At 37.9% G+C, this 17,593-nt stretch carries 15 protein-coding genes; 12 read left to right on the top strand and 3 right to left on the bottom strand.

Annotation, left to right across the window (positions count from 1 at the left end; translation table 11 throughout):
• Positions 1-30: 30 nt before the first annotated feature.
• A complete protein-coding gene (locus IW16_RS04715) occupies positions 31-2,184 on the bottom strand; it encodes a peptidylprolyl isomerase (protein ID WP_034740168.1) in 2,154 nt (717 codons plus the stop codon).
• 260 nt (positions 2,185-2,444) lie between these two features.
• On the opposite strand from IW16_RS04715, the gene lon reads away from it, so the two are divergent.
• Together lon and IW16_RS04705 are read left to right on the top strand one after the other, a co-directional pair.
• Positions 2,445-4,850: an endopeptidase La gene (gene lon, locus IW16_RS04710; protein ID WP_034740166.1), complete on the top strand. Its 2,406-nt coding sequence runs from the start codon at positions 2,445-2,447 to the stop codon at positions 4,848-4,850.
• Between the two features lie 356 nt (positions 4,851-5,206).
• Positions 5,207-6,319, top strand: a complete 1,113-nt coding sequence (locus IW16_RS04705) for an AI-2E family transporter (RefSeq protein ID WP_034740164.1) — start codon at positions 5,207-5,209, stop codon at positions 6,317-6,319.
• A gap of 87 nt (positions 6,320-6,406) precedes the next feature.
• Here the strand turns inward: IW16_RS04705 and IW16_RS04700 are convergent, their stop codons facing one another.
• Positions 6,407-6,661, bottom strand: coding sequence for a bacteriocin-like protein (locus tag IW16_RS04700; protein WP_034740161.1), 255 nt, complete (start codon positions 6,659-6,661; stop codon positions 6,407-6,409).
• Positions 6,662-6,818: 157 nt separating this feature from the next.
• Here IW16_RS04700 and IW16_RS04695 point away from each other — a divergent pair, with 157 nt between their 5' ends.
• A complete protein-coding gene (locus IW16_RS04695) occupies positions 6,819-7,196 on the top strand; it encodes a DoxX family protein (RefSeq protein WP_034740158.1) in 378 nt (125 codons plus the stop codon).
• A 98-nt stretch (positions 7,197-7,294) separates the two neighbouring features.
• On the opposite strand, the gene IW16_RS04690 is transcribed toward IW16_RS04695, so the two are convergent.
• A complete protein-coding gene (locus IW16_RS04690) occupies positions 7,295-8,653 on the bottom strand; it encodes an acyl-CoA dehydrogenase family protein (RefSeq protein WP_034740155.1) in 1,359 nt (452 codons plus the stop codon).
• 208 nt (positions 8,654-8,861) lie between these two features.
• Between IW16_RS04690 and IW16_RS04685 the strand changes: the two genes are divergently transcribed.
• The 9 genes from IW16_RS04685 to IW16_RS04645 all read left to right on the top strand — a co-directional run bounded on the left by IW16_RS04685 (position 8,862) and on the right by IW16_RS04645 (position 17,551).
• A complete protein-coding gene (locus tag IW16_RS04685; RefSeq protein WP_034740578.1) occupies positions 8,862-9,764 on the top strand; it encodes a DUF4349 domain-containing protein in 903 nt (300 codons plus the stop codon).
• 149 nt (positions 9,765-9,913) lie between these two features.
• Positions 9,914-10,783: a TraB/GumN family protein gene (locus IW16_RS04680; RefSeq protein WP_034740153.1), complete on the top strand. Its 870-nt coding sequence runs from the start codon at positions 9,914-9,916 to the stop codon at positions 10,781-10,783.
• Between the two features lie 25 nt (positions 10,784-10,808).
• Positions 10,809-11,318 (top strand): RNA polymerase sigma factor, encoded by a 510-nt coding sequence (locus tag IW16_RS04675; RefSeq protein WP_034740151.1) that lies wholly within the window; start codon positions 10,809-10,811, stop codon positions 11,316-11,318.
• On the top strand, positions 11,308-11,916 hold the full coding sequence (locus tag IW16_RS04670) for a hypothetical protein (RefSeq protein WP_034740149.1): 609 nt from the start codon (positions 11,308-11,310) through the stop codon (positions 11,914-11,916). Before IW16_RS04675 ends, IW16_RS04670 begins: the two co-directional genes overlap by 11 nt.
• 207 nt (positions 11,917-12,123) lie before the next feature.
• Positions 12,124-13,764, top strand: a complete 1,641-nt coding sequence (gene pgi / locus IW16_RS04665) for a glucose-6-phosphate isomerase (RefSeq protein WP_034740146.1) — start codon at positions 12,124-12,126, stop codon at positions 13,762-13,764.
• A gap of 3 nt (positions 13,765-13,767) precedes the next feature.
• The gene (locus IW16_RS04660; RefSeq protein ID WP_034740143.1) at positions 13,768-14,592 is read left to right on the top strand and encodes a class I SAM-dependent methyltransferase; all 825 of its coding nucleotides are present in this window, start codon (positions 13,768-13,770) and stop codon (positions 14,590-14,592) included.
• 21 nt (positions 14,593-14,613) lie between these two features.
• Positions 14,614-15,498 carry a bifunctional 5,10-methylenetetrahydrofolate dehydrogenase/5,10-methenyltetrahydrofolate cyclohydrolase gene (locus IW16_RS04655; protein ID WP_034701320.1) on the top strand — a complete coding sequence of 295 codons (885 nt, stop codon included), beginning with the start codon at positions 14,614-14,616 and terminating at the stop codon, positions 15,496-15,498.
• 7 nt (positions 15,499-15,505) lie between these two features.
• The gene (locus IW16_RS04650) at positions 15,506-16,135 is read left to right on the top strand and encodes a 7-carboxy-7-deazaguanine synthase QueE (protein ID WP_034740141.1); all 630 of its coding nucleotides are present in this window, start codon (positions 15,506-15,508) and stop codon (positions 16,133-16,135) included.
• Between the two features lie 45 nt (positions 16,136-16,180).
• Positions 16,181-17,551, top strand: a complete 1,371-nt coding sequence (locus IW16_RS04645) for an exopolysaccharide biosynthesis polyprenyl glycosylphosphotransferase (protein WP_034740139.1) — start codon at positions 16,181-16,183, stop codon at positions 17,549-17,551.
• Positions 17,552-17,593: the final 42 nt, after the last annotated feature.

Here is a 17,593-nt window from a genome sequence, read left to right as displayed (position 1 = left end):
TGCCGCTTTTATATCTGTAAAAATTATTTCTTACTGTTGTTGATTTCCAACCTTATTCCAGATCTCGATTCTATAGTCTTCGATATCTGCATTATCCTGAAGGCTCTTCATCCAAGCCGGTCCGAACATCTGCGCTCCTCTCTGAGTAATAGACTCTGTAAACTGCTTAAGGTCACCAGGTTGTTTGTTGATTGTTTCTGACTTTTTGATCAGTACATAAACACCTGTTCCTCCTTCGATAGGGTTAGAAAGTTTACCTTTCGCAACACCGAATGCTGCACCAGCTACTTTAGGCTCCATAGCACCTGCTACAGAAGGGTTAAGTATATTAACCTGAGCAGTCTGTTTTGTTGATGCAAATAATTTGGCAATCTGATCTAAGCTGGAAGCTTTAGCTCCTGCAATTTTATCAGAAATCTGTTTTGCTGCCAATTTATTTTTAACAACAACTTCAATCTGGTCTCTTACAGATTCAGGATCTGCAAGACCTGCCTCCTGTTTTCCGTTAAGATATACTACGATTTTATCTCCTGTTCCTTCTACAGTAAAGAATTCGGTATCTCCTTTAGTTCTTTTCTTATCGAAAGCCCAACCTAAGATTTCTGCATCTTTATCTGTACCAAGACCCTGAAGCTGTCCGTCAAATCTTTTGGCTGTTTTAGGATTGGAGAACTGATAATTTCCTTTTTTAGCAATATTCACGAAATCGTTGAAAGATTTCCCCTGAACCTGCTGAATGAATCTTCTTGCTTTTTTATCAGATTCTGCTTCTGTAGCATCTGAAGGCTTCACTTCTTTCACAAGGTTCGCTACTTTATAGCTCATTGCCCCTGCTTTTTTATCTTCAATATTGATGATATGGTATCCGAACTGTGTTTCTACAACACCTGTAGCTCCTTTAGGATTGTTTGCCAAATAGGTAAGGAATTCAGGAACGAAAGGCGTTTCCGGAGTGGTCCAACCTAAGCTCCCTCCCTGTGCTGCAGAACTTGGGTCATTAGAAAGTTTAATGAACTCTGTAAATTTCGCCGGAGTTGCTTTCACAATTGCTCCGATAGAGTCAGCTAATTTTTTAGCCTGCTCCTTAGATCTTGTCACACCTTCTCCTGCAGGGCTTCCTTTGAAAGCAATAAGGATGTGTCTTGACAATGTAGAATCGGAAGTCTTCTTATCCAAAAGTTTCGAAACTACGTAGAAGTTCTGCTCCTTGTAAGGTCCGAAAGTCTGTCCGATAGCAGCTGTTGGAATCTGCCCCTTAATAGTCGCAGGTAATTGATTTGGATTTGAATACTGATTATTGAAAGGCATATCAGAATTTGCCATGACAAACATAGAATCATTTTTCGTATTCTGGAAGTTTTCTGTTCCTCCACTCGCATCAGTACCACCTGAGAAAAGCTTATTGATTTCCTTCTGAGCTGCTGCATCATCTGCTGCACTAGGGGTAGAAGGGAAATATACGACCCCAATATTTCTGCTAGGTTCTGCTTTAAACATTACAGGGTGTTTCTTGATATAGTTTTCAAGATCTGCTGTAGTTACGTTGATCTTCGTTTTCTGAAGATATGCTGCGTAGTCTATTTTCACGAAGTCGATATCAGCCAGCTGATCTCTCTGTTTCATGATTTCTTCCGCTTCTTTCTTTCCGGTAGTAATACCTGCTGAAATATTAGAAAACACCTGTCTCGCCATCAGTCTGTATTCAACTGATTTTTTGGTTTTCAACCATTGGTTGTAACCTTCCGGGTTGGTGTTCTTTAGTGTTTCAATTTCTTTTTTAAGCTCTTGAGTTTTAAAATTACCTTTCTCATCAAAGAACTGCTGTTGCTGGGCAAACATCTGATCATACTGGATCTGGCTCCAGAAATAGTCGTCAGTCATCTCAAAGCCCAATTTCTCAAACTGCTGCTTGATAAGTTTAGATTGTACAAGTAACTGCCACGCCTGCTCTTCAAGTCCCGTTTTTGGACGGCCCTGTTGCTCAGATTGCTGCTGCAGTACGAAAAGCTGATCATTGAACTCTTCGCGGGTGATTTTCTCACCGTTTACTTTTCCTAAAACGTCAGGATTTTTCCCAAAAACCTTGTCGATGCTATCCGGGTTTACCAAGAACGCTAAAAGCGCTAATGCTATCACTCCCATCAAAAGCCAAGGCTTACTCCTAATCTGTCCTAAAATTGCCATTTTATATATTATAGTTTTTTATCAGTTTGCGAAAATACACATTTTTAAGAAATTAGAGAAGCAGAAGTCCTTTATTTTAATTTTTAAAATGAAAGATTATTAAAAAAAGGAAATTTTGACCATATTTTTTAGCAAAAAACAAATGGCATAGGTATTGTGCAATTTAGAGAACCATAATACGCTGCACGTTTTCAGCGCATATTGTAAAATATCATTTTAACGATTTAAAACGAAGATGACAATTTGTCATTTGATTAACTATGACAGAATTTGAAGATATTAGTTTAGAGGAAATGATCAGCGATGGGTTTGACATTGTAGCAGAAGAGATCAATCTTTCAGACTTTTCGGAGACTGATAAGAATTCCGAACAGAGAATATTCCCTATACTTCCCGTAAGAAATATGGTAATGTTTCCCAACGTAGTAATTCCTATTACTGCAGGGAGAAAAACATCGATACAGCTGCTTGAAGAAGCGCAGAAAAATGGTGATTTTATAGGTATCGTAAGCCAGAAAAATTCAGATTTGGAACAGCCATCTGAGAAAGATATGTACCAAACCGGCACCCTTGCCAAGATCATTAAGATCATCAAACTTCCGGAAGGTAATATTACGGCTATAACCAAAGGTTTCCACAGGTTTAAGATAAAGAAGATTGTAGAAAATCAACCTTATTTTAAAGCCGAGATTACAAAATTAAAAGATTCAAGACCAAAAAATAAAGAAGAGTATGAAGCTCTTCTGGAAAACATTAAAGATCTGGCTTTAAAGATCATTGAACTTGATCCCAATATTCCGAACGCAGCTAATTTTGCGATCAAGAACATCACCAATAATGATGACCTGCTTAATTTTATCTGTACGAACGCAAGCTTCCCTTCTAATGTAAAGCAAAAGCTTCTTGAAGAAAAAAGCCTGATAGAAAGAGCCAATAAATGCTATGAAATGATGCATGAGGATTTCAGGAAGCTGGAATTAAGAAACCAAATCCATCAAAAAACCTCAAAGGATCTCGACAAACAACAGAGAGAATATTTCCTGAACCAGCAGATCAGAACGATTCAGGATGAGCTGGGAGGAGGTCCGGAAAGTGATGTGGAAGACCTTATCATTAAAGCAAGACGCAAAAAATGGAATCAGGAAGTGGAAGAACATTTCCAGAAAGAGATCAACAGGCTACAGCGCCAGAACCCTAATTCTCCGGATTATAATGTTCAGAGAAACTATCTTGACTTCTTTACAGATCTTCCGTGGGAAACGTATACAAAAGACGTTTTCGACATTGCTAAAGCAGAAAAAATATTAGATAAAGCTCATTTTGGACTGGAAGACATTAAGAAAAGAATCCTTGAGCACATGGCTGTTTTAAAATTAAAAAACAACATGAAATCTCCTATCTTACTTCTTGTGGGTCCTCCGGGAGTAGGGAAAACCTCTTTAGGAAAATCAGTTGCTGATGCTTTAGGAAGAAAATATATCAGATTATCTCTTGGTGGACTTCACGACGAAAGCGAAATCCGCGGACACAGAAAAACATACATAGGAGCCATGGCAGGAAGAATCCTGCAGTCAATCAAAAAAGCGGGTACTTCCAACCCCGTGATTGTTCTTGATGAGATTGATAAAATCGCTCAGGGACTTCATGGCGATCCAAGCTCCGCACTGCTAGAGGTGCTTGATCCTGAACAAAATAAGGCATTTTATGATAATTTCTTAGAAATGGGGTATGACTTGTCTAAGGTAATGTTCATTGCCACAGCAAACTCACTTTCCACGATCCAGACCCCACTTTTGGACAGAACGGAAATCATTCAGATCGCAGGTTACACCATGGAAGAAAAAACCGAGATCGCGAAAAGACATTTGATTAAAAAACAGCAGGAAGAAAACGGTTTGGATTCCAAATCATTTAAACTTGGAAATGCTGAACTTAAACATATTATCGAAGCACACACTTCTGAAAGCGGAGTAAGAACACTGGAAAAAAGAATTGCTTCCATTGCAAGATGGGTCGCTCTTCAGACTGCATTGGTAAAAGAATACGATCCAAAGATCACGATCGAAAAAGTAGACGAGATCCTGGGTGTACCAAGGCCGAAAAGCCTATCAGAAATCACAGGAGTACCGGGTGTGGTAACAGGTTTGGCCTGGACCAGTGTTGGTGGAGATATTTTATACATAGAAAGTATATTAAGCAACGGAAAAGGAAGTCTTACGATGACCGGAAATTTAGGTACAGTAATGAAAGAATCTGCAACCATTGCCCTGGAATATATCAAAGCGAGACATGATGAACTTGGAATCCCACAGGAAGATCTGGACAAGAAAAACATTCACGTTCACGTTCCTGAAGGAGCAACGCCGAAGGACGGACCATCTGCAGGTATTGCCATGTTAACGTCAATAGTATCTTCATTCAAAAACAAGAAAGTAAGACCTCATCTTGCGATGACGGGAGAAATAACTTTAAGAGGTAAAGTGCTTCCTGTAGGAGGAATCAAAGAAAAACTTCTTGCCGCAACCAGAGCAGGAATAAAAGAAGTTATTCTCTGTGAAGCCAATAGAAAAGATGTTGAGGAGATCAAAAAAGATTATCTGAAAGATCTTACTGTAAACTATGTAAACAGAATGGAAGAAGTGATCGATATTGCGATAGAAAAATAATTTTTTAACATATCAACTCTCAATAAGAAAACGCGTCTCAGATTGTATCTGGGGTGCGTTTTTTGTTAAGTTCAACCATAAAGACTCAATGCTTTTTTAAATACATACGTTATGCGTACGAAGTAGACTTAAGTGATGAAAACCTATTATTTCTTCAATGCAATAGACAATGCCTTTTTAATCTAAAAAATCAACAGTTGTTCAATTATATAAATAACTGATATTATTTTAAGTAAAGACATACCACACGGCACAATTCCTGCATATTCACTTTCAAAAGAATTATGTTAATTAAAGTAAAACCCGTCATTAATACAATGGGTTTTCTTATTTTTATCCAACAGATTTGAAAAATTATGAATTTCCTTAGACTCCCGTTTCTTGTTAAACTTACGCTTGTAGTCATTTCCATTATTGGACTCGGCTACCTTTTAGCACTCGGACAAAGCATCTTAGCACCCTTTTTTCTGGCCTTTTTAATGGCTATGCTTTTTCTGCCTGCCGCCACTTTCATGGAAAAAAGATTAAGATTTCCAAGATCTATATCGACGATGACATCAGTTTTCGTCATGCTGGCTATTTTATCAGGACTTATTTATTTTTTCGGATCACAACTTTCCGACTTCAGTAAGGATCTCCCGCATCTTAGGGAACAGATGACCACCGTTTTCAATAATCTTCAACATTGGATTTCCAAGACATTTAATGTTAAGATTGATGAACAGCTTGATTATATCAATCAGGGGTTGAATAAACTTCTTTCTTCTTCGGGTGTCATTCTGGGTTTCACGTTTGGGATCTTTTCCAGCGGATTCGGGTTTATTGTTTTTTTCACGCTGTTTTTTATCTTCATTTTAAACTATAGAAGAATTCTTAATAACTTTATTGTAACTGTTTTTAACGAAAAACATAAAGCGAGTGTACAGGAAGTCGTTACTGAAATCAGGGTAATGACCAAGAAATATATTTTCGGACTCTGCCTCCAGGTGTTGATCGTTTCAGCACTTTCCTCTATTGTTCTTACCGTTTTAGGTGTAAAGTATGCGATTCTTCTTGCTGTTTTAACGGGGCTTCTGAATGTAATTCCTTATCTGGGTATATGCATTTCCCTGTTGATTTCATGCTTTATCGCTTTTGCGACCGGCACTCCATCTACCTGTGTTTATGTAGCTATAGGATATATCGCCATCCATATTGTTGATGGTAATATTGTCCTTCCATTCGTGGTAGGTTCCAAGGTGAAGATTAACGCACTATTTTCATTCATTGGGATCATCCTTGGCGAGCACCTTTGGGGAATCGCGGGCATGTTCCTTTGTATTCCGGCTATCGCAATTATTAAAATTATCTTCGAAAGAGTGGATGGTTTAAGACCTTGGGGGAAACTGCTTGGGGAAGAAGAAAAGCCTAATAAAAAGAAAAAAAGCTACAAAATTTCTAAGAATATCACATTGAAGGAAATGGACTAGAAGATAAATAACCTTCATAAGGCTTATCATTTATTCAATATGCTCAACTTATAAAAAAGGCTGCCTTAATTGAGGCAGCCTGTTATTTTAAACTATAGAAGCGCAAAATGGGCTCATTCCGCTTGGACATGTCTGGTCGCATGGAATATAAGACTGGTTATCCGGGCAGTACCCTAAATCTGTTCCAGGATTGGTGCCTCCGCCCCCACCCCCTAAACATGGGTGCCCTGGTGGAATTTTACAAGGACATCCTTCCAACCCAATATCACAGATAGGTGGTTTACCCCCTCCATTAATTTTTTTTAAATTTTCGCGATCTAATTTTTGAAGATTTTTCAACATAATACGATTGTTTAGTTTGATTTGAACCACAAATATATTAAATCAAATTAAAAATAAACACCTGACACATTAGAAAAACTTAAATATTTTCAAGTTTCACTCAAAATAAATAAACGAATACCATTTTTGTTTTACATTTGATATAAAATCAGCAATCATGAAAATCGTAAAATTTATCCTTTCTTTCATATTTGCATTAATGTTTATTCATGCCGGTATGAACAAATTCTTCCATTATTCACCTATGCCAAAAATGTCTGATGAGCAGATCAAGATCTTTGCTGCGTTCGGAGAAATTGGGTGGCTGCTGCCATTGGTAGGGATTGTAGAAATTATTGGTGGAGTATTATTTATCTTCCAAAAGACCAAAGCTTTGGGTGCCATCATTCTCCTTCCTGTTATGGTCGGAATAGTTATTCACAATATATACAGAGATCCTACGCAAATGGGAATCATCACTGCCGTAGTCATGTTCCTGATTAACATTTGGGCGATTATTGATGACCGTGAAAAATACAAGGCTTTGATTAGCTAAAAACCTATTAATGAATGGTGAATAGCTAATTAAATGCTGTACATTTTTGTACCATGCAAAAACTTACTATTGACCATTCATCATTCCCAGTAAAGTATCTATACAAATGCACTGAATCCGGTGATGGATCTTCCCACTATAAGTGAATTGATCTCTTTCGTGCCTTCATAAGAATAAATAGCTTCTGCATCTGCCACGAATCTGGCCACACCATATTCAAGGAGAATACCATTCCCCCCCAGAACTTCTCTTGCTCTCGAAACAATATCTCTTGTTCTTAGAGTACAGAATACTTTGGCAAGCGATGCATGCTCATCTTTCAAAATCCCTTCATCCTGCATTTCAGAAAGCCTGAATACCATAGTTTGCATTGCGGTAAGATTGGAAAGCATTTCTACCAAATGCCCCTGAATCATCTGAAAAGAAGCGATCGGTTTACCAAACTGCTCTCTGGTTCTGGTATACTGCAATGCACTTTCGTAGGCACCTCTTGCGCAGCCCGTAGCCATCCATGCTACTCCTGCTCTGGTCATACGCAGAACTTTTCCAGTATCTTTAAATGAATTCGCATTCTGCAGACGGTTTTCTTCAGTCACAAGACAGTCCGTTAATGTGATCAGTCCGTTCTGAACAATTCTCAAAGCCATTTTTCCTTTGATTTTTTCAACAGAATAGCCTGGATTATCTTTTTCTACAATAAAACCTTTCACCTCACCGCTGTCAACATCTCTCGCCCAGATTATAATCAGGTCTGCAAATGTTGCATTTCCAATCCATTTTTTCTGACCGTTAAGAATCCAGCCGTCGGGAGTTTTTTTACAGGTTACCGTAAGACCGCCTGCAGCTCCGGATCCTACTTCAGGTTCTGTAAGACCAAATGCTCCTATTTTTTCAAACTTCTGCATCTGTGGAAGCCATTTCTGTTTCTGCTCTTCTGATCCACATATATAGATAGATCCCATAGCCAACCCCGACTGAACGCCGAAAAATGTAGCTATAGAAGCATCAATTCTCGCCATTTCCATGGCAATAACACCCTCCATTAAAAAAGGCATCCCCGGACAGCCATACCCTTCATAGGTGACACCGCAGATATTAAGTTTCTGGAATTTCGGAATCAACTCAAAAGGAAACTCATCTCTAAGCCAATAATGATTCACTAAAGGTTTTACTTCTTTTTCCATGAACGCTCTAACTTTAAGCTGGATCTCACGCTGCTCAGGAGTAAGGGTGTGGTAGATATCATAAAAGTCGCCATCAATAGGAGGAAGTTCTCGTTTTTTCTTATTCGGATCGAGCATTTTCATCATTCCGTTCAGCTGTTTATCATCAAGCTTTGAGAAATTCTGCATGAGTTTCGGCAGATCAACTTTTTGAGAAATAGTACTCAGCTGGTCAAAATCTATGGATCTGAATAATTCTATAGCGTTTCTGATTTTGGAAAAAGTATTTGACATAGTAATGTGTTGTGGGATTGATTTGTAAAAGTTAAGCAAAAATTGCTCCGAAACCAAGCCACACCACCTCAGTCTGTTTTACAAAACACTCATTTACAATATATTAAAATGGAAATTTTTGTTTACAAAATTTTTACAGTGGATATCCAAATATTACAAAAGATCCTGGCAGAACTTTGACCTAAGCAAACCCATTAAAATCAACGCTATGAAAACGACTTACATTAAAGTATCATTATCTGCAATTCTATTATTAGGAATCTATTCATGTAAAAAAGGAGAAGCTGTCTCAGTGGAAAATTCCGCTACAGATTCTGCTGTTGCCATGGTTACAGACAGTGTTTCTTCCGCAGCTACCATGACAGTAGAAAACAAACAATTCATTAAAACAGCTGATGTGAATATGGAAGTCAAAGATGTTTATGAAACAACCATTTCCATTGAAAAAACAGTTCAGGATCTGGGAGGGTTTGTTACTCACAGTAATTTACAGAGCAATGTAGTTTCTCAGGAAACTTATAATACTTCCGGTGAAGAAGCGATGCTGATCAAAAAGTATCAGACAGAAAACACCATGCAGGTACGTGTCCCCACTGAAAAGCTGGGTGATTTGCTCGTGCAAATTAATGATAAAAAACTTTTCCTGAACTCTAGAACGATCAAGGCTGAAGATGTAACCTCTAACATCAAATATGCAGAAATGGAAGCCAAAAGAATCAAAAAGACAGGCGAAAATATCGATCAGCTGAAAACGAATAAAGACAAAGTAAAACTTGACAATGATAATATGGCAGAAGGAAATCTCCAGCAGCTTGCCAATATAGATACTTCAGACCATATAAAATACAGCACCGTTGATATTTATATTAAAGAACCAAAGCTTCGTACTGCCGAAATTGCCGTAACCAATACCAAAAATATAGACAATAAATATAAATTCAATTTTATATATGATGCAAAAAATGCTTTTGTAGAAGGCTACTATCTGATCCAAAAGATAGCAGTAGGACTTATCACAATATGGCCTTTGCTATTGATCCTAGCTGCTATTGTATACTTTTTGAGAAAGAGAAGACCTTTGAAAGCGGAATCTACAAAAATTCAAGATTAGAAAAAAGCAATCCTAACCTATTGGTTATCATCATAATTTTAGATTTTACAGACCTCCTTTTCAGGAGGTTTTTTACTTTTTTCAAAAAAAACTGTAACGATCATTGTACTGCCCTTACCTACTGTTTAAAGAATTAAAAACTTAATCATATGAAAAATTTAGTAAAACTTGGGTTGGCAGCATTATTATCAACAGGCTCCATACTCCTAAACGCTCAGCGTAAAAACACAGAAAACAGTACGCTCTGGGAAATTTCGGGGAATGAACTTACAAAACCTTCTTATATTGCAGGAACCGCTCATATTATGTGCAGCAAAGATTTTGAAATAAAAACAAAGGTCATGAAGGCTCTTGAAAAATCTGAGCAATTTGTCATGGAAATCAATTATACGGAACCTACAGAAATTGCGGCGATGCAGAAAATGTATCAGACCGATAAAAAACTATCAGAACAGCTTTCTCCTGAAGAGGCAAATGAACTGGATAAGATCCTTGCTGATTATGGAACAGACTTAAAGAAAATGGATCATTCCAGTTCGCAGGGATTGTATGCCCTTATTTCAATGAAAGCTTTACCATGCCCCCAGACTGAAATAAAATTATATGAAATCGAGCTTCTTCAAAATGCTTTGAAAAACAAAAAGAAAGTCAGCGGACTTGAGAAAGTAGAAGATCAGATGACCTCCATCAATAAAGCATATGATCTGAAAGCAGTAATCGGACAGTTGAAAATGGGCAAAGAATATGAAATTCTGCTTAAGGAAATGGTCGAAGCATTCAAAAAAGAAGATGTACAGTCCCTCTATACACTCTTTAAAAATGATAAAATAATGAATGCTAAACAGGAAAAAGCGATGCTTACGGACAGAAACAAAAACTGGGCAGAGAAAATGCCGGAAATAATGAAAAAAGAAAGTGCTTTCTTTGCCGTGGGAGGAGCTCACCTTATGGGCGAAAACGGAGTTATCCAACTTTTAAGATCAAAAGGATACACTGTAAAACCTGTATCAAGCTTATAACGCATAACCAAACCATGAAATCATCGTGAGCAGTCAAACTGAAACCGCTTTTTTAAAGCTTGTCAATCAACACAAAGGCATTTTATACAAGGCCTCCCGTATCTATGCGGATTCTGTGGAAGACCGGGAAGACCTGCAGCAGGAGATTCTTATTCAGCTGTGGAAATCTTACCAGAACTTCAAAGGCAACAGCGAATTTTCTACCTGGATGTACCGTGTAGCAATCAATACCGCTATCACTTATTTAAAAAAAGAAAAACAACGCACCAGCAATCAAACTGATGTTCCTGATCATTTTGAAGTACAACATGAAGATTACAATCCCGCAAAGGATAAACAACTGGAAGTTTTCTACAGCGCAGTCCAGGAGCTTAAAGCGCTTGAGAAAGCCGTTATATTTTATTTCATGGAAGGGATGTCCCACAAAGAAATCGGGGATAACCTGGGACTAAGCGAAGGCAATGCCCGTGTAAAACTTAACAGAACCAAAGAAAAATTACAACAAATCATAAAAAAATCAGGTTATGAATTTTGATCAATTAAAAGAACAGTGGAATAAGGAAGACGGTGACAGCGTCCATATTCCCAACACTATAGAACAGCTAAAAAAGAGCAAGCATCCTATCGAAAAGATTCAGAAAAGTATGAAAGCTGAATTTCCGATGCAGGTTATTGCCGTCATTTTGATTGCATTCTTTCCACAGCAGTTAGATTTCCCTGAATCTCAGTATATTATTTATTATACCTCTTACGCCATTCTTGTGGTGATATCTTCATACTATCTTTTCGGATTTTACAAATTTTATAAGCAAACCGAACTGTATACGGGAAATACCAAAAACAGCCTCTGGAAAATATACCATGAATTGAAACTGAATATGGAGAGATATCAATCTTTCGGATTTCTCCTTCTTCCTCATTTTATGATCGCATTAGGGCTGGAGTTTTATAATTTGCTGGAGAAAAAAGGAGAATCTTTAGGAAATATGTCAGCTCCTTATCAGCAGGCTCTTATCATAAGTGTTCTGATTGGAACAGCAGCAATAGTAACAAGCATTGTTTTATGGACCCGGTACATCTACGGAAGAAATGCAAAGCGCCTTGAAAATATCCTGAACGAAATAGATGAATAGCCTTCATTATGCATCTTTCACAAAACAGTAACCATAAAACCTCAGACTTGATCTGGGGTTTGTTTTTTAAAAAAATGTTATTTATCCCGCTCAAATTTATCTGAGGTTTTATTTTTCCTTAAATTTGCACATCAGAAATAAAATGATATGGATTTTAAACATTTTGATCCCATCTCATCTTTTCTGAATCTATCTAATTCCTAATCTATGCTATCAAAAATAAATCCTATACAAACCACCAGCTGGAAAGCGCTTGAAGATCATTTTGCAGAAAACGACTTTGATCTGAGAAGTCTTTTCCAATACAATGCAGATCGTTTTAAGGAATTTTCTTTGCAGAAAGACAACTTTCTTTTCGATTATTCTAAAAATCTGATTGATTCGAGAACGAAAGAACTTTTATTGCAGTTAGCAGACGAATGTCAACTGAAAGATGCAATTTCCAAAATGTTTTCAGGTGATAAAATCAATGAAACAGAAGGAAGAGCAGTTTTACACACTGCATTGAGAGATTTCTCTGATAAGGAGATCATTGTAGACGGTGAAAACATAAAACCTCAGATCAAAAGGGTTCTTGAGCATATGAAAGCGTTCTCTGAGAAAATTATTTCCGGAGAACATAAAGGCTTCAGTGGAAAAGAAATTACAGATGTGGTCAATATAGGAATCGGAGGTTCAGATCTGGGCCCGGTAATGGTTTGTTCGGCTTTAAAACATTTTAAAACTAGATTAAACGTTCATTTTGTTTCAAACGTTGATGGCAATCATATTGCAGAAACCGTTAACAATCTGAATCCTGAAACTACATTATTCATCATTGCTTCCAAGACTTTTACAACTCAGGAAACGATGACGAATGCCAACTCTGCAAAAGACTGGTTTCTGAAAGCAGGAAAAGAGGAAGATGTAGCGAAACATTTCGTGGCTTTATCTACTAATGTTGAAGCAGTTAAAAAATTCGGCATTGCAGAAGAAAATATTTTTGAGTTCTGGGACTGGGTAGGTGGAAGATATTCTCTTTGGAGCGCTATCGGTCTCAGCATTGTCCTGGCCGTAGGATATGACAATTTTGAGGAACTTCTAAAAGGAGCTTCTGATACAGACCAGCATTTTCAAACCGCAGATTTCTCGGAAAACGTTCCGGTTCTGATGGGACTTTTAGGGATTTGGTATCGTAATTTTTACGCTGCAACAACATATGCGATTCTTCCTTATTCTCAATATCTTGACCGATTCGCAGCTTATCTTCAGCAGGGAGATATGGAAAGCAACGGAAAGTGCGTAGACAGAAACGGAGCATTTGTAGAATATGAAACAGGACCAATCATCTGGGGCGAACCAGGAACAAACGGTCAACATGCCTTTTACCAGCTTATCCACCAGGGAACAGAATTAATTCCGGCTGATTTTATCGCTTATATAAAAAGCAGCAATGCGGTTTCGGACCATCAGCCGAAGCTTTTAGCTAACTTTTTTGCACAGACTGAGGCACTTGCTTTCGGAAAGTCTGAAGAGGAAGTGGAAGCAGAATTGAAAAACGAAGGAAAATCTGAGGAGGAGATCGACAGACTATTGAACTACAAAGTCTTCCACGGAAACACACCTACCAACTCTATATTATTCAACGAATTAACTCCTTTTTCATTAGGACAGCTTATTGCACTGTATGAACATAAAATCTTTGTACAGGGTGTGATCTGGAATATTTTCAGTTTTGACCAGTTCGGAGTGGAATTAGGAAAAGTTTTAGCCAATAAAATCCTTCCTCAACTTGAAAGCAGTGAGACCATAAGCTCTCATGACAGCTCTACCAACGGATTGATTAATTATTATAAAGGAAATAAGTAGCAGATGTCTGCATTACGATCATATTATTACAAACTTCCTCCCGGCCTCAGGCTTCTGGGAAGAAAGATCTATTACTTCCCAATCGACCTCTATGATGGTCTTACGGGAAAAAGATCTAAAAATGAGCCTAAGAAAGGGGATATTTACGTAGGAGGCAGCGACTTTATTCCTCATGGAATACGTCAGGTAAATGCACTTAAAAAATATATCGGGTTACAAAATACAGACCATGTCCTTGACGTAGGATGTGGAATCGGAAGAACGGCTGTAGCTCTTACCGGAATTATTGATAAGGGTACTTACGACGGTTTCGACGCTGTAGAAAAAGGAATTAACTGGTGCAACAAAAATATTGGACTAAAGCATCCGAATTTTAAATTCAAGTTTACTCCGATTTATAATGATCTGTATAATACTTTCAGCCAAAAAGCGGAAAACTTTACATTTCCTTATAATGATGCCCGGTTCGACAAAGCATTTTTGTTCTCAGTTTTCACGCATATGCAGATACCTGAGATTAAAAGATATCTGAGTGAGATCAGCAGGGTTCTGAACAGCGGCGGACAGTGTTTAGCCACGTTCTTTCTGTATGATGAATCCAAAACGGAATATGGTACAATGCCGTTCCCTCATCAATATGACGGTTACAGACTGATGGATGATAAGGTGACCGCTGCCAATATTGCGGTAAGCATTCCACTCCTGAACCAGATGGCGGCAGAAGCAGGATTAAAAGTGACCGCTATAAAAGAAGGATTCTGGAGAACTGATGTAGAAAAGGAAGGTGCCGATGAATTCCAGGATATTGTTGTATTCAATAAAATCTAAATAAAAGTAAAAAAAGTAAAAATGGCAGAAATTCTTGACGGACTTAAAGTATCCAAAGAAATAAAGGCAGAGATCAAGGTTGAAGTGGAAAAGATCCTGGAAAGCAAGAAAAGAGCACCGCATCTGGTAGCGATTCTTGTTGGAAACAACGGAGCGAGCAAGGCCTATGTAAACAGTAAAGTAAAAGACTGTGAGGAAGTAGGATTCCGATCTACACTTGTAAAATTCCCAAGTACAGTTTCTGAATCGGAATTATTGGAAAAGATCGACGAACTGAATAAATCTAAGGCTGTAGACGGTTTCATTGTACAGCTTCCTTTGCCGGATCAGATCGATCAGGAAAAAATTATTCTCGCTATCGATCCAAGAAAAGACGTGGACGGTTTCCACCCTGAAAATTTCGGAAAGATGGCTTTGGAAATGGATACATTCCTTCCTGCTACTCCTTTCGGGATCCTGACGTTATTGGAAAGATATAATATTGAAACTAAAGGAAAAGACTGTGTAATTATAGGAAGAAGTAAAATCGTGGGAAGACCTATGAGCATCCTGATGGGAAGAAAAGATTTCCCGGGTAACTCTACTGTAACATTGACGCACTCTTATACAAAAGATATTGAAGAGTATACAAAAAAAGCAGACATCGTTATTACGGCCTTAGGTGATCCTCATTTCTTAAAAGGAGATATGATCAAAGACGGTGCAGTAATTGTGGATGTAGGTATAACAAGAGTAGATGATGACTCTCCAAAAGGATACTACCTTGCAGGTGACGTAGATTTTGACAGCTGTGCAGCCAAAGCAAGCTGGATTACGCCGGTACCTGGAGGAGTAGGACCTATGACGAGAGCCATGCTGATGAAAAACACCATCATCGCATACAAAACTTCGGTCTATAACGACTAATTTTAAAATGAATAAAGAAGAAGATATTTTATTAAAAGAAGGTAAAATGCTCCCCGTAATGGAGCATTTTTACACTTTACAGGGAGAAGGGGCACATACCGGAAAAGCATCCTATTTCATCAGATTAGGAGGTTGCGATGTCGGCTGCCACTGGTGTGATGTAAAAGAAAGCTGGGATCCTAAACTCCATCCATTAATGAATGCAGAAGAAATTGCAGAAACGGCAGCCAAACACTGCAAGACTATTGTTCTTACAGGTGGAGAACCGCTTATGTGGAACCTGGATGTTCTGACCTCTAAATTAAAGGAGCTGGGATGTACCATTCACATTGAAACGTCCGGAGCCTATCCTTTAAGTGGACAAATCGACTGGATCACTCTTTCTCCTAAGAAGACAGGACTTCCTAAAGAAGAGATTTATGCGAAAGCAAGTGAACTTAAAGTAATTATTTTCAATCAACACGATTTTACATTTGCACAGGAGCAGGCCGCCAAGGTTTCTGAAAACTGTAAGCTGTATATGCAGAGCGAATGGAGCAAGCGTGATGAGATGTATCCAAAAATCACTGATTTTATTTTAGCTCATCCGGAATGGCAAGCGTCGGTTCAGACACATAAATACCTGAATATCCCGTAAAAAATATGTACCTTCGCTCTTCGTATCCGTTATAAACACCGATAGATGCAGAGAATTCGATACTCTAGATACCTGAAATCGATCATTATTTTGCTTGACCTTATGGTTATTGCATCTATCTTCATATTCTTTTTTATAAGCAGGAATGAGAGTTTAAGATATCATGAAGAGACCTGGTATCAAAATATTTTCTCACTGATATTGCTGTTTTTGTTCTGGATGCTGCTGAGCGGCAGGACAAAAATTTATAATATTCAGAGGAATCTCACCTATACTTTGTTTCTTGAGCGATTGCTGATTCATTTTCTGTTTTTTATATTGGGAGTGCTCCTTATTGGGAAAGTGAGCAAAAATGTATTTTTCAATTCGGATATATATTGGCTTTCTTTTTATCTGTTTTTCTGTATTTTCCTAGCGAAATCGGTGATTTACTTCTCTATTAAGTATTTTCGCTCACTGGGGATCAATTACAGAAATGTAATGTTTCTGGGAGAAACAAGCTCAACAGAGATTTTAAGGAATATATTTCAGGATAGAAAAGATTACGGATACAGAATATTTGAATATGAAAGTTCAGATATCAGCAAGGATAAACTCGTTGATTTTTGGAAAAGGAATGGAATTCATACCCTGTTTCTCTCTACCGAAAACACGTTCACCGAGAGCGTGGAAAAAGAGTTATTTAAGCTGGCCGAAGATAATAAGGTTCATATCTCATTAATTCCTAGCATTACACAGAGTGACTTTTTCCTGTATGATCTGGGGTATATTCAGACGCAGCCAGTGCTCAGTCAGGCAAAATATCCTTTAGATTATTATTCTAATTTTCTGGTGAAAAGGATTTTTGATCTTGTTTTTTCAATCACTATCTTAGTCCTGCTTTGTTCATGGCTGTTTCCTGTTATTGCTATATTAATAAAGGTAACATCTAAGGGGCCTGTATTTTTTGTTCAAAAAAGATATGGTTTTCATGAGGAAGTATTTTGCTGCCTGAAATTCAGAACCATGGTCGTGAATGATGAATCTGCCACAAAAACGACCGAAGATAATGATTCCAGAATCACAAGTATTGGTAAATTTCTCAGAAAAACCAGTCTTGATGAGCTGCCTCAGTTCATTAATGTCATCAAAGGGGAAATGTCTATTGTAGGACCACGTCCACACATGCTGGCTGTTGACAATTACTATAAACCCAAGATCGGAAGATACAGCTTAAGAAGTATGGTTTCTCCGGGCATTACAGGTCTTGCGCAGGTCAATGGATTGCGGGGAGATTATGGAGACGTAGAGGTAGAAATGAAAAAAAGGATATTGGCAGATACGTTCTATGTAAGGAACTGGAGTTTTGTCCTGGATCTGGTGATTGTTTTAAAGACCGTTTTATTGGTCATCGGTGGCGATAAAAACGCAAAATAAATCAAACAAAAGGTTAAGATTAAAATTGAGGAATCATATTTG

Origin of the sequence: Chryseobacterium vrystaatense, assembly GCF_000737765.1 — a bacterium.
GTDB classification, from domain to species: domain Bacteria; phylum Bacteroidota; class Bacteroidia; order Flavobacteriales; family Weeksellaceae; genus Chryseobacterium; species Chryseobacterium vrystaatense.
Note: the sequence above shows the minus strand (reverse complement) of the source record. Positions and strands in the feature narration are given on the sequence as shown.

Bases quoted from the DNA above. Each gene is read 5' to 3' on its own strand.
- IW16_RS04685 (WP_034740578.1), top strand. From the start codon at position 8,862: ATGAAAACGACTTACATTAAAGTATCATTATCTGCAATTCTATTATTA.
- IW16_RS04700 (WP_034740161.1), bottom strand. From the start codon at position 6,661: ATGTTGAAAAATCTTCAAAAATTAGATCGCGAAAATTTAAAAAAAATT.
- lon (WP_034740166.1), top strand. From the start codon at position 2,445: ATGACAGAATTTGAAGATATTAGTTTAGAGGAAATGATCAGCGATGGG.
- IW16_RS04690 (WP_034740155.1), bottom strand. From the start codon at position 8,653: ATGTCAAATACTTTTTCCAAAATCAGAAACGCTATAGAATTATTCAGA.
- IW16_RS04705 (WP_034740164.1), top strand. From the start codon at position 5,207: ATGAATTTCCTTAGACTCCCGTTTCTTGTTAAACTTACGCTTGTAGTC.
- IW16_RS04680 (WP_034740153.1), top strand. From the start codon at position 9,914: ATGAAAAATTTAGTAAAACTTGGGTTGGCAGCATTATTATCAACAGGC.
- pgi (WP_034740146.1), top strand. From the start codon at position 12,124: ATGCTATCAAAAATAAATCCTATACAAACCACCAGCTGGAAAGCGCTT.
- IW16_RS04695 (WP_034740158.1), top strand. From the start codon at position 6,819: ATGAAAATCGTAAAATTTATCCTTTCTTTCATATTTGCATTAATGTTT.
- IW16_RS04650 (WP_034740141.1), top strand. From the start codon at position 15,506: ATGAATAAAGAAGAAGATATTTTATTAAAAGAAGGTAAAATGCTCCCC.
- IW16_RS04715 (WP_034740168.1), bottom strand. From the start codon at position 2,184: ATGGCAATTTTAGGACAGATTAGGAGTAAGCCTTGGCTTTTGATGGGA.
- IW16_RS04670 (WP_034740149.1), top strand. From the start codon at position 11,308: ATGAATTTTGATCAATTAAAAGAACAGTGGAATAAGGAAGACGGTGAC.
- IW16_RS04655 (WP_034701320.1), top strand. From the start codon at position 14,614: ATGGCAGAAATTCTTGACGGACTTAAAGTATCCAAAGAAATAAAGGCA.
- IW16_RS04645 (WP_034740139.1), top strand. From the start codon at position 16,181: ATGCAGAGAATTCGATACTCTAGATACCTGAAATCGATCATTATTTTG.
- IW16_RS04660 (WP_034740143.1), top strand. From the start codon at position 13,768: ATGTCTGCATTACGATCATATTATTACAAACTTCCTCCCGGCCTCAGG.